15 protein-coding genes are annotated in these 13,829 nt (G+C 64.7%); 9 read left to right on the top strand and 6 right to left on the bottom strand.

Annotation, left to right across the window (positions count from 1 at the left end):
- Positions 1-53 precede the first annotated feature (53 nt).
- Together PSEMO_RS14565 and PSEMO_RS14560 are read right to left on the bottom strand one after the other, a co-directional pair.
- Complete coding sequence (locus tag PSEMO_RS14565; RefSeq protein WP_075803981.1) at positions 54-1,382, bottom strand: sensor histidine kinase; 1,329 nt, start codon at positions 1,380-1,382, stop codon at positions 54-56.
- A 43-nt stretch (positions 1,383-1,425) separates the two neighbouring features.
- Complete coding sequence (locus tag PSEMO_RS14560) at positions 1,426-2,142, bottom strand: response regulator transcription factor (RefSeq protein WP_075803697.1); 717 nt, start codon at positions 2,140-2,142, stop codon at positions 1,426-1,428.
- A gap of 172 nt (positions 2,143-2,314) precedes the next feature.
- Between PSEMO_RS14560 and PSEMO_RS14555 the strand changes: the two genes are divergently transcribed.
- The 4 genes from PSEMO_RS14555 (at position 2,315) to PSEMO_RS14540 (ending at position 6,994) form a co-directional block, all read left to right on the top strand.
- Positions 2,315-5,068 (top strand): response regulator, encoded by a 2,754-nt coding sequence (locus PSEMO_RS14555; RefSeq protein ID WP_075803696.1) that lies wholly within the window; start codon positions 2,315-2,317, stop codon positions 5,066-5,068.
- 67 nt (positions 5,069-5,135) lie between these two features.
- A complete protein-coding gene (locus tag PSEMO_RS14550; protein WP_075803695.1) occupies positions 5,136-6,125 on the top strand; it encodes a 2-hydroxyacid dehydrogenase in 990 nt (329 codons plus the stop codon).
- 30 nt (positions 6,126-6,155) lie between these two features.
- Positions 6,156-6,593: a hypothetical protein gene (locus tag PSEMO_RS14545; protein WP_075803694.1), complete on the top strand. Its 438-nt coding sequence runs from the start codon at positions 6,156-6,158 to the stop codon at positions 6,591-6,593.
- Between the two features lie 11 nt (positions 6,594-6,604).
- On the top strand, positions 6,605-6,994 hold the full coding sequence (locus PSEMO_RS14540; RefSeq protein ID WP_086937234.1) for an META domain-containing protein: 390 nt from the start codon (positions 6,605-6,607) through the stop codon (positions 6,992-6,994).
- Between the two features lie 159 nt (positions 6,995-7,153).
- Here PSEMO_RS14540 and PSEMO_RS14535 read toward each other — a convergent pair whose 3' ends face one another.
- Complete coding sequence (locus PSEMO_RS14535; protein ID WP_075803692.1) at positions 7,154-7,618, bottom strand: TlpA disulfide reductase family protein; 465 nt, start codon at positions 7,616-7,618, stop codon at positions 7,154-7,156.
- An 86-nt stretch (positions 7,619-7,704) separates the two neighbouring features.
- On the opposite strand from PSEMO_RS14535, the gene arsC reads away from it, so the two are divergent.
- From arsC to PSEMO_RS14520, 3 genes are read left to right on the top strand one after another with little or no spacing between them, the layout of a single operon-like run.
- On the top strand, positions 7,705-8,058 hold the full coding sequence (arsC, locus tag PSEMO_RS14530) for an arsenate reductase (glutaredoxin) (RefSeq protein ID WP_075803691.1): 354 nt from the start codon (positions 7,705-7,707) through the stop codon (positions 8,056-8,058).
- Positions 8,055-8,660 (top strand): NAD(P)H:quinone oxidoreductase, encoded by a 606-nt coding sequence (gene wrbA, locus PSEMO_RS14525; protein ID WP_075803690.1) that lies wholly within the window; start codon positions 8,055-8,057, stop codon positions 8,658-8,660. Before arsC ends, wrbA begins: the two co-directional genes overlap by 4 nt.
- The gene (locus PSEMO_RS14520) at positions 8,653-9,069 is read left to right on the top strand and encodes a DUF2069 domain-containing protein (protein WP_075803689.1); all 417 of its coding nucleotides are present in this window, start codon (positions 8,653-8,655) and stop codon (positions 9,067-9,069) included. Before wrbA ends, PSEMO_RS14520 begins: the two co-directional genes overlap by 8 nt.
- A 102-nt stretch (positions 9,070-9,171) precedes the next feature.
- Here PSEMO_RS14520 and PSEMO_RS14515 read toward each other — a convergent pair whose 3' ends face one another.
- Together PSEMO_RS14515 and ttcA are read right to left on the bottom strand one after the other, a co-directional pair.
- Positions 9,172-9,843 (bottom strand): DNA-3-methyladenine glycosylase I, encoded by a 672-nt coding sequence (locus PSEMO_RS14515; RefSeq protein ID WP_075803688.1) that lies wholly within the window; start codon positions 9,841-9,843, stop codon positions 9,172-9,174.
- Between the two features lie 3 nt (positions 9,844-9,846).
- Complete coding sequence (gene ttcA / locus PSEMO_RS14510) at positions 9,847-10,671, bottom strand: tRNA 2-thiocytidine(32) synthetase TtcA (RefSeq protein ID WP_075803687.1); 825 nt, start codon at positions 10,669-10,671, stop codon at positions 9,847-9,849.
- A gap of 270 nt (positions 10,672-10,941) precedes the next feature.
- Between ttcA and PSEMO_RS14505 the strand changes: the two genes are divergently transcribed.
- Together PSEMO_RS14505 and PSEMO_RS14500 are read left to right on the top strand one after the other, a co-directional pair.
- Entirely contained in the window at positions 10,942-11,541 is a 600-nt protein-coding gene (locus tag PSEMO_RS14505) for a Yip1 family protein (protein WP_075803686.1), read from the top strand.
- A gap of 108 nt (positions 11,542-11,649) precedes the next feature.
- Positions 11,650-12,144 carry a SprT family zinc-dependent metalloprotease gene (locus PSEMO_RS14500; protein WP_075803685.1) on the top strand — a complete coding sequence of 165 codons (495 nt, stop codon included), beginning with the start codon at positions 11,650-11,652 and terminating at the stop codon, positions 12,142-12,144.
- Positions 12,145-12,293: 149 nt separating this feature from the next.
- Here PSEMO_RS14500 and PSEMO_RS14495 read toward each other — a convergent pair whose 3' ends face one another.
- The gene (locus PSEMO_RS14495; RefSeq protein WP_075803684.1) at positions 12,294-13,622 is read right to left on the bottom strand and encodes a dicarboxylate/amino acid:cation symporter; all 1,329 of its coding nucleotides are present in this window, start codon (positions 13,620-13,622) and stop codon (positions 12,294-12,296) included.
- Positions 13,623-13,829: the final 207 nt, after the last annotated feature.

Here is a 13,829-nt window from a genome sequence, read left to right as displayed (position 1 = left end):
CGGCAAACCGTCGCGCCCCATATCACGCAATCTGCGGGACTTATAGCGGATGGCTATAACCCCTTGCCCAGGCCAGCCGGATCGGCTGCGCGCAGATGGAAATTCAGGCGCAGGCCGCGGGCGCCGTTCTGCGCCCAGAGCCGTCCGCCCTGGCGCTGCATGGCATTGCGGGCGATGCTCAGGCCAAGGCCGAAGCCGCCATCACCCGGGCGTGAACCATCGAGACGGGTAAAGGCGGCGAAAATCCGTTCCAGCTCCGCTTCGTCCACCCCGCCCCCCTGGTCCTCCAGCCACAGCAGCCAATACTCGCCCTGGCGCTGGCCACCGAGGCGGATCACCCCGTCGGCGGGTGAATGGCGAATGGCATTGCGCAGGATGTTCTCCAGAGCCTGGGCCAGGCTGTTGAGATGGCCCTGCACCCAGCACTCACCGTCCAGCTCGCAGACCAGTTGCGCCCGCGGCCAGGCGCTTTCGAAGCTGGCGTCCTCGCAGAGCATTTCCCACAGCGCCGGAATCTCGATCGGCTCGCAGGGCAGCGGCGCACGCTCGGCATCCAGCCAGGCCAGTTGCAGGGCATCCTCGACCAGACGCTGCATGCCCTCCACTTCCCGGCCCAGGCGCTCGCGCAGGCGGGGCAGGTCTTCTTCCGTGTCGCTTGCCACCTGCAGGCGACTCAGCGGTGTGCGCAACTCATGGGACAGGTCGCGCAGCAGTTGCTGCTGCAAGGCCACCGTGCCTTGCAGGCGCTCGGCCATATCGTCGAAGGCGCGGCCCAGCTCGCCGAATTCGTCATGGCGGCTGGTGGTGGTGCTGGCGACCCGTGCGGTCAGACGCTCGGAGCGCCAGGCATTGGCCTGGTCACGCAACTGGTGCAGCGGGCGGATCAGCATGCGGTACAGGCCGACGCAGAACAGCAAGGTCAGCAGGCCGGGGATCAGGCCATTGGTGACCATGCGCCAGAACAGCAGGTTCCAGCGGTCGGGGATCAGCCGGTGCGGCAGCTCGATCACCAGGCTGCCGAGGGACGAATCACCGGGAAACGGCACGCGCATCCACGGCGCCGTGGACGAATGCCGGCTGACCGGACGATCCACGCCGCGCAGGTTGGTCAGGCGCTCGACCTGGCCATCGGTCAGCGGCAGGCTGCCCAGCGGTTGCAGGTCCGGGCCGATCACGCTGATAAAGCCCTGTTCGCGTTCGCGCATGCCGGTCAGCCACAGGTCGACGCCGGCCGTGCCACCGCTTTCCAGGGCCCGTTCGGCCTCGGCGGCGTAGCCTTCGAGCAGCGCCCGCGCCTGGGGGCCGAGGTAGGCGTTGCGCACCTCCATCTGCTTGCCCCAGGACAGGGTCAGGCCGATCAGCAGCAGGCAGAAGCCCACCATGAGGATCGCCAGCTTCCAGAACAGCGAATGACGGTTGGGCAACTCACTGGTCCTCGCCGGCGCTCAGGATGTAACCCTGGCCCCACACAGTGCGGACCTGGCGCTCCTGGTAGCCGATGGCCTTGAGCTTGCGGCGGATCTGGCTGACATGCATGTCGAGGCTGCGGTCGTGGCGCGAGTAACCGCGCTGCAGCACATGCTGGTAAAGGAAGGGCTTGCTCAGCACCTCGTCGGGGCTGCGCTGCAGGGTATCGAGCACCCGGTATTCGCTGGGGGTCAGCCCGGCCCACTGGCCGTCGTGGCAGACGTCACTGGCCTCGTCGTCGAAACGCAGTTCGCTGGCTGGCGCCTTGCTCACCGGCGAATAGCGCCTTTCCAGGTCGACCCGCCGCAGGATCGCTTCGATACGCACGCGCAGCTCGGTCATGCTGAACGGCTTGGGCAGGTAGTCGTCGGCGCCGCGCTGGAAACCGGTGATGCGGTCCGCCTCGGCGCCGAGGGCCGACATCATGATCACCGGCGTGCCACTACGCTCGCGCAACTGCACCAGGGCATCGAGGCCGGTCATGCCCGGCAGCAGGATATCCATCAGGACCACGTCGAAATGCTGCTGGCGCGCCTGGTCCAGGCCGTCCCGACCATTGCGGCACCAGGTCACGAGAAAGCCACTACGCTCCAGTTGCTCGTGCAGGTAGGCACCGAGTACCGGATCGTCTTCGATCGCGAGAATGTTGGGATTGCGGATGACGGCGGGATTCATTGGCGGCTGCTAGCAATTCTCAATCGCGCGATTATTGAGCAATAAATTGCCCCAGGCAACCCGACCCTAGTACAAAGGCCGGTTCGTCATGAAGCGATAAACCAGTGCAATACCTTGAAACACGCGGTAGCTTTCTTCCCATCCAGCGCCGCGCAGACACAGGAGACCGGGCGTGCTGAATCGATTTGGAATCAGGACCCGCGTGCTCCTGCTCGCCGTGGTGCCCGCCGGGGCCATGGCCCTGGTGCTCGGTGGCTATTTCACCTGGCTGCAGCAGAACGAGCTGCAGACCCAGTTGCTCCAGCGCGGCCAGATGATCACCGAAAGCCTGGCACCGCTTGCCGGCCCGGCCCTGGCCCGCAGGGACCGGGCGCAACTGGAGCGGATCGCCGCGCAGAGCCTGGAACAGGCCGATGTGCGGGCCGTGTCCTTCCTCGGACCGGACCGCGGCAGCCTCGCCCATGCCGGACCGAGCATGCTCAACATGCCGCCGGCCGGCGGTGGTACGCAGATGCTCCAGCGCTCGGGCAGCGATGCCACGCGCTACCTGCTGCCGGTGTTCGGCCATCATCGCGACCTCGCCGACGATCCGGTGCCCAACGAAGCCGATCGCCTGCTGGGCTGGGTCGAAATCGAAATTTCCCATAGCGGCACCTTGCTGCGCGGTTATCGCGCGCTGTTCGCCAGCATGCTGCTGATCCTCCTCGGGCTGATGGCCACCACCCTCCTCGCCCTGCGCATGAGCCGGGCGATCAATGGCCCGATCGGGCAGATCAAGCATGCGGTCAGCCAGCTCAAGGACGGCAACCTGGAAGAACGCCTGCCAAACATGGGCAGCTACGAACTGGACGAACTGGCGGCCGGGATCAACCGCATGGCCGAGACCCTGCACAGCGCCCACGAAGAGCTCCAGCACAGTATCGACCAGGCCACCGAGGATGTGCGCCAGAACCTGGAAACCATCGAGATCCAGAACATCGAGCTGGACATGGCGCGCAAGGAGGCGATCGAGGCGAGCCGGATCAAGTCCGAGTTCCTCGCCAACATGAGCCACGAGATTCGCACACCGCTCAACGGCATCGTCGGCTTCACCCACCTGCTGCAGAAAAGCGAGCTGACCCCGCGCCAGCACGACTACCTCGGCACCATCGAGAAATCGGCCGACAGCCTGCTGGGGATCATCAACGAAATCCTCGACTTCTCGAAGATCGAGGCCGGCAAGCTGGTGCTGGAGAGCATTCCGTTCAACCTGCGCGACCTGATCCAGGACACCCTGACCATCCTCGCGCCGCAGGCCCACGCCAAGCAGCTCGAACTGGTCAGCCTGGTGTACCGCGACACACCGCTGTCGCTGATCGGCGACCCGCTGCGCCTGAAGCAGATCCTCACCAACCTGGTGAGCAACGCGATCAAGTTCACCCGCGAGGGCACCATCGTCGCCCGCGCCATGCTCGAGGACGAGCGCGAGGATTCGGTGCAGTTGCGCATCTGCATCCAGGACACCGGGATCGGCCTCTCGGCCCAGGATGTGCGCGCCTTGTTCCAGGCCTTCAGCCAGGCCGACAACTCGCTGTCGCGCCAGGCCGGCGGGACCGGCCTGGGGCTGGTGATTTCCAAGCGCCTGATCGAACAGATGGGCGGCGAGATCGGCGTCGACAGCACCCCGGGCGAAGGCTCGCAGTTCTGGATCAGCCTGAGCCTGCCCCGCGCCCGCGACACCACCGAGGACCAGCCGCTGCCGGCCCTGCACCAGCGGCGCACGGCGATCACCGACAACCACGAACTGGCCCGCCAGGCACTGGAGCATCAACTGGAGGATTGCGGCCTGGCGGTGAGCACCTTCGGTTCGCCGGAGCAGTTGCTGACCGCAGTGCAAGCCGCGCACCTGGCCGGACAGCCGTTCGAGCTGGCGGTGCTCGGGGTCAACCTGCATGACATGGCCCCGGAAAGCCTCGGCCAGCTGATCCAGCGCCTGGAGCAGTTCGCCTGCCAGGCCCTGGTGCTCTGCCCGACCACCGAGCAGACCCTCTACCACCCGTTCCTGCCCAATGCCCACGGCCAGCTCTACGCCAAGCCGGCGTGCACGCGCAAGCTGCGCCGCGCCCTGCTCGAACTGGTCCAGCCGCGGCGCAGCCAGGGCGAACTCAAGGCCGTCCCGGGCCAGCGTTTGCCCAAGGTGCTGTGTGTCGACGACAACCCGGCCAACCTGTTGCTGGTGCAGACCCTGCTGGAGGACCTCGGCGCCGAGGTACTGGCGGTGGACAGCGGCAAGGCGGCGCTCAAGGCCGTGCAGCAGGACAGCTTCGACCTGGTCCTGATGGACGTGCAGATGCCGGGCATGGACGGTCGCGAATGCACCGAGCAGATCCGCCGCTGGGAAGCCGGGCATGGTGGCCAGGCGCTGCCCATCGTCGCCCTCACCGCCCATGCCATGGCCAACGAAAAGCGCGCCCTGCTGCATAGCGGCATGGACGACTACCTGACCAAGCCGATCAGCGACCGGCAACTGGCCCAGGTGGTGCAGAAATGGACCGGGCTGACGGTCAAGGTCACCCGCGACGACCGCAGCAGCGCCAACCAGTACGGCAGCAACGAGCTGAAAGTCCTGGACCCGGAGGAAGGCCTGCGCCTGGCCGCCGGCAAGCCGGATCTGGCGGCTGACATGCTGGCGATGCTCCTGGCCTCGCTGGAATCGGACCGCCATGCGATCCGCGCCGCCCGCGATACCGGCGACCGCGCCGCGACCATCGAGCGGGTGCACCGGCTCAATGGCGCCACCCGCTACTGCGGCGTGCCGCAATTGCGTGCGGCCTGCCAGCGCAGCGAGACCCTGTTGAAGCAGGACGATCCGGAAGCCCAGCAGTCCCTCGACGACCTGGAACGGGCCATCGACCGCCTCACCCACGCGGCGCGCCAGAGCGCCTGACCTGAGGCAAGGCGGGCGCGCGGCGCTCTGGCTACACTGGCGGTTCGACCGTTAGGGAGCTTGAACGATGCGCGTCCTGTTTTTCAGCAGCCAGTCCTATGACCAGAACAGCTTCACCGCTGCCCGCGCCGTGCGCGGCTTGGAGCTGCACTTCCAGCCCGCCCGCCTGAACGAGGACACCGCCGCCCTCGCCGCCGGCCATGAAGTGGTCTGCGCCTTCATCAACGACGACCTGTCGGCGCCGGTGCTGGAGCGCCTGGCCGCTGCCGGCACGCGGCTGATCGCCCTGCGCTCGGCGGGCTACAACCATGTCGACCTGGCGGCGGCGAAGCGCCTGGGCCTGAGCGTGACCCGGGTCCCGGCCTATTCGCCGCATGCCGTGGCGGAACATGCGGTGGCGCTGATCCTGGCCCTGAACCGCCGCCTGCACCGCGCCTACAACCGCACCCGCGAGGGCGACTTCAGCCTGCACGGGCTGACCGGCTTCGACCTGCACGGCAAGACCGTCGGCGTGGTCGGCACCGGGCAGATCGGCCTGGCCTTCGCCCGCATCATGGCCGGCTTCGGCTGCCAGTTGCTGGCCTACGATCCCTATCCCAATCCGCAAGTCGAAGCCCTGGGCGCCCGTTACCTGCCCCTGGACCAGTTGCTGCGCCAGGCCAATATCATCAGCCTGCACTGCCCGCTGACCTCGCAGACCAAACACCTGATCAATATCCACAGCCTTGCCGACCTGCAGCCCGGCGCCATGCTGATCAACACCGGGCGCGGTGCCCTGGTGGACACGCCGGCGCTGATCGAGGCGCTGAAAAGTGGCCACCTCGGCTACCTGGGCCTGGATGTGTACGAGGAAGAAGCGCAGATCTTCTTCGAGGACCGCTCCGACCAGCCTTTGCAGGACGACGTGCTGGCGCGACTGCTGACCTTCCCCAATGTGATCATCACCGCGCACCAGGCCTTCCTGACCCGCGAGGCCCTGGCGGCCATCGCCGAGACCACCCTGGACAACATCGCCCGATGGATGGTCGGCGAGCCGCAGAATCTGGTGGAGGGATAAGGTAGGATACGCGGCAAATTTGGAGGCCCCATGGTCGAACACGATTTCCGCTACACCCTCTTCAACCCGCAACACACCCTGATCGAATGCCGCGCGCTGGCGGCCGGTCGCTACCAGGTCACCGGCAACGGCGGCTCGATCCAGAAAGGCGACGTCCTGCTGGTGACCCTCAAGGGCAGCAAGGACCTGTCGATGCGCCTCAGCGTCGACAGCGTCCGCCACCTGATCAACCCGCGCGGTCAATGGGTCGCCACGGCCAACGGTCCGGTCTTCGGCGAGCTGGCGATCCACCAGTGGAAAGTGCAGTGCAATGCCTGCGACGCCGAGCTCGGATTCGAATTCGCGGTAGACGCCAAGCTGGGCAAGAAAGCCCAGCAGCCGGCGGCAGTGGCGCGGATTGCCGAGCTGGGTTGGGCGACCAAGGGTGAGAAACACCTGTGCCCGAAATGCCGGGAGCAGGCGCAGTGAACAAGCTGTTGATGAGCGGCGCGGTACTGGCGGCCCTGGCGGGCTGCGCGGCCGAGCCGGTGAAGCTGCAGAAGGAACGCAGCTATGTGCTGGAGTGGATCGGCGAACGTCCGCTGATGGACTACAGCCACCTGACCCTGACCCTGGCCGATGATGGCCGGGCCTATGGCAATGCCGGGTGCAACCACTGGTTCGCCCAGTACAGCCTGCAGGGTGACAAGCTCAGCTTTGGTACCGTAGGCAGCACGCGCAAGCTGTGTGCGCCGGCGTTGATGGAGCAGGAAAAGCGCTTCTTGCAGGCGCTGACCCAGGTCGAACGCTGGGATGTTTCGCCGATCGAGCAGGTCAGGTTCTGGCCGGCCGAGGGCAAGCCGCTGCGGTTCTGGCCTGAAGAAGGCTGATCTCCCTTCTCAAGGCCAGCACAAAACCCTGTGGGAGCTGCGGTTCGGCGCCCCGACTTGCCAGCGATGAGGCCGGCACTGACAAAGATGTTGCCAGATCGGGCCCAATCGCTGGCAAGCCAGCTCCCACAGGGGTCATGTGTTGCCTGCCAGAACTGATCAGGCGCCCTTGAGCGCCTTGATCTTCTCCACCAGCCCCGCCTCGGTCTGCTCACCCATCAACTGCTCGCGCACCTTGCCCTTGTCATCGATGATGTAGGTCACCGGCAGCCCCTCGGCACGCGGCAGGTCATAGCGCTCGGCCGGGTCCTGGGCCAGCACGGTGAAGCCGATGCCCATGGTTTCCACCGACTTCTTCAGTTCCTCACCCTGCAACCCGTCGAAGTTCACCCCGACCACGGTCACGCCCTGGGCCTGCCATTCCTTGGCGAAGTGATTCAGTTCCGGGATCTCCACCCGGCACGGGCCGCACCATTCGGCCCAGTAGTTGAGCACCACCCAGCGCCCGTCGAGTTGCTCGGCTTTCACCGTGTTGCCGTTCTGGTCGAGGCCGTAGTCCGCACCGCAACCACCGAGCATCAGGCTCATGCTGATGGCCAGGGCTGCTGCCAAACGCCTTGTCATGGGTCAATCCTTCTTCAAGATTCAGGCAAAATGCCGGTTTGCTGCGGTTAGAATACCCGCCACTCACAGCCGGATGCGACCCTGACATGACCGACCTGACGCTTTACCACAACCCGCGCTGCTCCAAATCCCGTGGCGCGCTTGAGCTGCTCGAAGAGCGCGGCCTCACCCCCACCGTGGTGCGCTACCTGGAAACCCCGCCGGACGCGGCGACCCTCAAGGCCCTGCTCGGCAAGCTGGGTATCGGCGCACGCCAACTGCTGCGCACGGGCGAAGACGAATACAAGAACCTCGACCTGGCCAACCCGGCCCTGAGCGACGAACAGTTGATCGCTGCCATGGCCGAGCATCCCAAGCTGATCGAACGGCCGATCCTGGTGGCCGGCGACAAGGCGGTGATCGGCCGTCCGCCGGAGAAAGTGCTGGAGATCCTGCCGTGAGCCAGCCGTACATCCTGATTCTCTATTACAGCCGCCACGGCTCCACCAGCGAAATGGCCCGGCAGATTGCCCGTGGCGTCGAACTGGCCGGCCTGGAAGCGCGCCTGCGCACCGTGCCGGCGATCTCCACCGAATGCGAAGCGGTGGCCCCGTCGATCCCCGAGACCGGCGCCCTGTACGCCACTCTCGACGACCTGCGCAACTGCGCCGGCCTGGCCCTGGGCAGCCCAACCCGCTTCGGCAACATGGCCGCGCCGCTCAAGTACTTCATCGACGGCACCAGCAGCCTGTGGCTGAGCGGCGGCCTGGTGGGCAAGCCGGCGGCGGTGTTCACCTCCACCGCCAGCCTGCATGGCGGCCAGGAATCGACCCTGCTGTCGATGCTGCTGCCGCTGATGCACCACGGCATGCTGATCATGGGCCTGCCCTACAGTGAGTCGGCGCTGATCGAAACCCGTGGCGGTGGCACGCCCTATGGCGCCAGCCACCATGCCGGGGCCGATGGCAAGCGCGACCTGGATGCCGACGAGATCGCCCTGTGCCGGGCACTCGGCCAGCGTCTGGCGAGCACCGCGAAACAGCTGGAGAACGGGCGTGGCTAAAAAGCCGAAGATCCTGCCGCCGATGCAATGGCTGGAACCCCGGGTGCGCCTGACCCGGGCCCTGAGCCTGGCGGCCTTTGCCAGCCTGGTGGTGCTGGTGGTGGTGAATACGCTGTTCTTTACCGACCTGCACGGCGCGCGCAGCTGGGTGATCCTCGGCGTGCAACTGCTGCCGCTGGCGCTGGTGGCGCCGGGGATGATCGGCGGCAGTGCCCGGGCCCATGCGTGGATGTGCTTCGTGCTCAACCTGTACTTCATCACCGGGGTGGAAGCGGCGTTCGACCCGGCGCGGGCGCTGTTTGGCTGGCTGGAGGTGGTGATCAGCCTGACGTTGTTCGTCAGTGCACTGCTGTATATCCGCTGGCGGTTTCAGCTGGATCGCAGGTTGGCAGGGGAAGGGTCGGTTTGACTTGAGGGCCTCATCGCTGGCAAGCCAGCTCCCACAGGGATCGCGTGCACCGCAAAACCTGTGGGAGCTGGCTTGCCAGCGATGAGGCCCGGAAGAACACCATCAATGATTGACGGTATGCGCCAGCATCACCGACAACTGGCACAGCGGCCGCCCACTCTCGGCATGCCACTGATTGAAAGCAGCCTGCACCAAGGCCAGGTCCTTCAGACTGGTCGGCTTCTTGTCGATCACTTCCTGGGCAATCAACGCCGCCATCATGTCATCGGTCGGAATGAACGTATCCTTGCCCACCATCCGCAGGAACCGCGGCGCCGACAACCCGCCCAGCTGATTGCCATGCCTGGCCAGGTACTTCCACAGCCCGGTGATATCGGTCACCGGCCAGTCGGCGATCAGCGCCGCGAAGCTGCCCTTCTCCTTCTGTACATCCAGCACCATCTGCGCATTGCGCGGCACGCTCTTGAGCTTGCCCAGGTGGCGGATCAGGCGGGTGTCCTGCATCAGCCGCTCCAGATGCTCGGCGCCCATCAGCACCACCTTCTCCGGGTCGAAGCCGAAGAACACCTGCTCGAACGCCGGCCACTTGGCGTCCACCAGGCTGTGCTTGAGCCCGGCGCGGAATACGCGCAGGGCCAGGGTCGAGAGGTAGCGGTCATCACTGATCGCGCGCAGTTGCGCCGGGCTCTTCGGCTGCGGCAGGTAGGCCTCCAGCGCGGCCGCGGAGCCGAAGCGGTTCAGGCAGTACTCATGCAGCCACTGGTAGTCGCGCATGGGTCAGATGTTCAGCACGTCGAGGAAACGCGGGGTGGCGTTCTCGTCGATGCGCAGGCTGGTGAAGTCGAACAGGTTGCGGTCGGCCAGTTGCGAGGGCACCACATTCTGCAGGCTGCGGAAGATGCTGTCGGTACGCCCCGGCATCTTGCGCTCCCACTCCACCAGCATGTCCTTGACCACCTGGCGCTGCAGGTTTTCCTGGGAGCCGCAGAGGTTGCACGGGATGATCGGGAATTCCTTCATGTCCGAGTAGGCCTGGATGTCCTTCTCCGAGCAGTAGGCCAGCGGGCGGATTACCACGTTGCGGCCGTCGTCGGCACGCAGCTTCGGCGGCATGGCCTTCATGGTGCCGTTGAAGAACATGTTGAGGAAGAAGGTCTCGACGATGTCGTCGCGGTGGTGACCGAGGGCCATCTTGGTCGCGCCGATCTCGTCGGCGAAGGTGTACAGGGTGCCACGGCGCAGGCGCGAGCACAGCGAGCAGGTGGTCTTGCCTTCCGGGACCAGCTCCTTGACCACCGAGTAGGTGTCCTTCTCGACGATGTGGTACTCGATGCCGAGGGTCTTCAGGTAGGCCGGGAGGATCTCCTCGGGGAAGCCGGGCTGCTTCTGGTCCATGTTCACCGCGACGATCTCGAACTTGATCGGCGCCACTTTCTGCAGGTGCAGCAGAACGTCGAGCATGGTGTAGCTGTCCTTGCCGCCGGACAGGCAGACCATGACCTTGTCGCCATCCTCGATCATGTTGTAGTCGGTGATGGCTTCGCCGGCGAGACGGCGCAGGCGTTTTTGCAGCTTGTTCTGATTGACCGAAAGGGTGCCCATGGCGCTTGAATCCGCGAGGTGTGACAAAAGGCGCGTATTTTACGCACAAACCGCCGCGCGACACAGACCCATCCGATAAAGACTGCAAGGAAATGAAGCAGCCCGCTGAGAGCGCGATTTGCTCTAAAAAAGCGGATTTGTGCAGCGAACGCCTTCCTATACTGCGACATAAGACCGCAACAATAGCGGCCTGTCCTGTCCGGCCCGTGCCTTGCGGGCTAGCGAGCGCTCCACTGGGGGGCGATTGGAAACGGCGTAGGAGTGATTGGCATGATCCATCACGTTGTTGGTCTGTTCACCCATCCTGACCAGGAATGGCGGGAAATCCGTGGCGAAGAAGAAACCATCAGCCACATGTACCTCACCCACACCCTGATACTGGCGGCGATCCCCGCCGTATCGGCGTTTATCGGCACCACCCAGGTCGGCTGGGTCATCGGCGAGCGCGCCCCGGTCATGCTGACCATGGACAGCGCCCTGTGGATGACCATCATGTCGTACATCGCCATGCTCGCCGGCGTTGCGGTGATGGGCGCCTTCATCCACTGGATGGCGCGCACCTACGATGCCAACCCGAGCCTGGCGCAGTGCATCGCCTTCGCCACCTACACCGCCACCCCGCTGTTCATCGGCGGCCTTGCGGCGCTGTATCCGCACCTGTGGCTGGGGATGATCGTCGGCACGGCGGCCATCTGCTACACGGTGTACCTGCTGTATGTCGGGCTACCGACCTTCATGAACATTCCGTCGGACGAAGGCTTCCTGTTCTCCAGCTCGGTGCTGGCAGTGGGGCTGGTGGTGCTGGTCGCCATCATGGCCTTTACCGTGATCACCTGGGGACTGGGCGTGGGGCCCGTCTACACCAACTAGAAAAGATGCCAGCATAGGGGCAACACCTCGGGCCGCCTTCGGGCGGCCCGATTTCGTGTGCAGACCGGGTTTGCGGCATAATCGGCCGCCTCAGGAGTACCGTCACGCATGCCAGAGCTGCTCAGAACCCGCGTCGAAGATTGCTACAAGCAAGCCGAAACCTTTTTCAAACGCCCCTTCCAGCGCCCCGAGGTCAGCTTCAAGCTGCGCGGGCAGAAAGCCGGTGTCGCTCACCTGCACGAGAACCTGCTGCGCTTCAACCTGCAACTGTACCGCGAGAACAGCGAGGACTTCCTGCGCCAGACCGTGGCCCACGAGGTCGCACACCTGGTGGCCCATCAATTGTTCGGTGACCGTATCCAGCCCCATGGCGAGGAATGGCAACTGATCATGCGCGGGGTGTATGAGCTGCCGCCGAATCGTTGCCACAACTATGAGGTGCAGCGGCGCACGGTGACCCGGTATATCTACCGGTGCCCGTGTGCGGGGAGTGATTTTCCGTTTTCGGCGCAGCGGCATGGGCTGGTGCGCAAGGGTAGGCGGTATTTGTGTCGGCGGTGCCGGCAGACGCTCGTGTTCACTGGAGAGGTTCGGATGGAATGAGGGCCCTATCGCTGGCAAGCCAGCTCCCACAGGGTTCGCGGTGCACACAAAACCTGTGGGAGCTGGCTTGCCAGCGATGAGGCCCTGGAGGACAACACAAATGAAAAAGCCCATCCGAAGATGGGCTTTTTTTGCATCACGCGATTCGCTTAGCGAACAGCAGGACCTTCAGCCACGCCCAGGTCGTCGACCGGACGGCTTTCAACCAGCGGCGAACCACCGGAATCCAGTTCCTTGTGCAGCTTGTCTTCGTCCAGTTCCTTGACCCACTTGGCCACGACCACGGTCGCTACGGCGTTGCCGATCAGGTTGGTCAGGGCGCGAGCCTCGGACATGAAGCGGTCGATACCGAGGATCAGGGCCAGGCCGGCAACCGGCAGGTGACCTACGGCCGACAGGGTGGCCGCCAGGACGATGAAGCCCGAACCGGTAACGCCCGCAGCACCTTTGGAGGCAACCAGCAGCACCAGCAGCAGGGTGATCTGGTGGGTGATGTCCATGGTGGTGTCGGTGGCCTGGGCGATGAACACCGCGGCCATGGTCAGGTAGATCGAGGTACCGTCGAGGTTGAACGAGTAGCCGGTCGGGATCACCAGGCCAACCACGGATTTCTTCGCACCCAGGCGCTCCATCTTGGTCAGCATGCGTGGCAGGGCGGATTCCGAGGAGGAAGTACCCAGCACGATCATCAGTTCTTCACGGATGTAGCGGATCAGTTTCAGGACGCTGAAGCCGTGGGCACGGGCGATACCGCCGAGGATGACCAGGATGAACAGCACGCAGGTGATGTAGAAGCAGGCCATCAGGTAGCCCAGCTGCACCAGCGAACCCACGCCGTACTGGCCGATGGTGAAGGCCATGGCACCGAAGGCACCGATCGGGGCCAGCTTCATGATCATGTTGATGATGTTGAACATGACATGAGCGAAGCGGTCGATCATTTCCAGCAGCGGCTTGCCGTAGGAACCCAGGCGATGCAGGGCGAAGCCGAAGATCACCGAGAACATCAGCACTTGCAGGATGTCGCCGTTGGCGAAGGCACCGACCACGGTGGCCGGGATGATGTTCAACAGGAAGCCGATGGTGGTCTGCTGCGCACCGGCGGCGGCGTAGGCGGCCACGCTGCTGGCGTTCAGGGTGGACACGTCGATGTGCATGCCGGCGCCCGGCTTGACCACGTTGACGACAACCAGGCCGATGATCAGGGCGATGGTGGAGACGATTTCGAAGTAGAGCAGCGCGTAGCCGCCGGTCTTGCCTACCGACTTCATGCTCTGCATGCCGGCGATACCACTCACCACCGTACAGAAGATGATGGGGGCGATGACCATCTTGATCAGTTTGACGAAACCATCACCCAACGGCTTGAGGGCGACACCGGTTTCAGGAAGGTAGTGGCCGAGCAGGATACCGATGGTGATCGCTACCAACACCTGGATATACAGCGATTTGTACAGTGGCTGACGGGCTGTCGTCATGGCTATGTTCCTCAAGGGTACCGGCCGGTCCTTCCCAGGACGCGTGGCACCTGAATCGCGAACCCTCCTGCACTGGAGGGATTTGTTGTGTCGAGCTGCGTGGCAGAACTCTGCGAGGTTCATAGCAAGCCCGATGCCAATTTGCGCTTTCGCGGTGCAGACCCCGTGTTTACGGGGTTTTCTCGCACAATCAGGTGGCACGCTTGA

This window comes from Pseudomonas putida, from assembly GCF_001941965.1.
GTDB lineage: Bacteria > Pseudomonadota > Gammaproteobacteria > Pseudomonadales > Pseudomonadaceae > Aquipseudomonas > Aquipseudomonas putida_L.
Note: the sequence above shows the minus strand (reverse complement) of the source record. Positions and strands in the feature narration are given on the sequence as shown.

Bases quoted from the DNA above. Each gene is read 5' to 3' on its own strand.
- PSEMO_RS14565 (WP_075803981.1), bottom strand. From the start codon at position 1,382: ATGGTGGGCTTCTGCCTGCTGCTGATCGGCCTGACCCTGTCCTGGGGC.
- PSEMO_RS14560 (WP_075803697.1), bottom strand. From the start codon at position 2,142: ATGAATCCCGCCGTCATCCGCAATCCCAACATTCTCGCGATCGAAGAC.
- PSEMO_RS14550 (WP_075803695.1), top strand. From the start codon at position 5,136: ATGCGCGTCCTGTTTTTCAGCAGCCAGTCCTATGACCAGAACAGCTTC.
- PSEMO_RS14545 (WP_075803694.1), top strand. From the start codon at position 6,156: ATGGTCGAACACGATTTCCGCTACACCCTCTTCAACCCGCAACACACC.
- PSEMO_RS14540 (WP_086937234.1), top strand. From the start codon at position 6,605: ATGAGCGGCGCGGTACTGGCGGCCCTGGCGGGCTGCGCGGCCGAGCCG.
- PSEMO_RS14535 (WP_075803692.1), bottom strand. From the start codon at position 7,618: ATGACAAGGCGTTTGGCAGCAGCCCTGGCCATCAGCATGAGCCTGATG.
- arsC (WP_075803691.1), top strand. From the start codon at position 7,705: ATGACCGACCTGACGCTTTACCACAACCCGCGCTGCTCCAAATCCCGT.
- PSEMO_RS14515 (WP_075803688.1), bottom strand. From the start codon at position 9,843: ATGCGCGACTACCAGTGGCTGCATGAGTACTGCCTGAACCGCTTCGGC.
- ttcA (WP_075803687.1), bottom strand. From the start codon at position 10,671: ATGGGCACCCTTTCGGTCAATCAGAACAAGCTGCAAAAACGCCTGCGC.
- PSEMO_RS14505 (WP_075803686.1), top strand. From the start codon at position 10,942: ATGATCCATCACGTTGTTGGTCTGTTCACCCATCCTGACCAGGAATGG.
- PSEMO_RS14500 (WP_075803685.1), top strand. From the start codon at position 11,650: ATGCCAGAGCTGCTCAGAACCCGCGTCGAAGATTGCTACAAGCAAGCC.
- PSEMO_RS14495 (WP_075803684.1), bottom strand. From the start codon at position 13,622: ATGACGACAGCCCGTCAGCCACTGTACAAATCGCTGTATATCCAGGTG.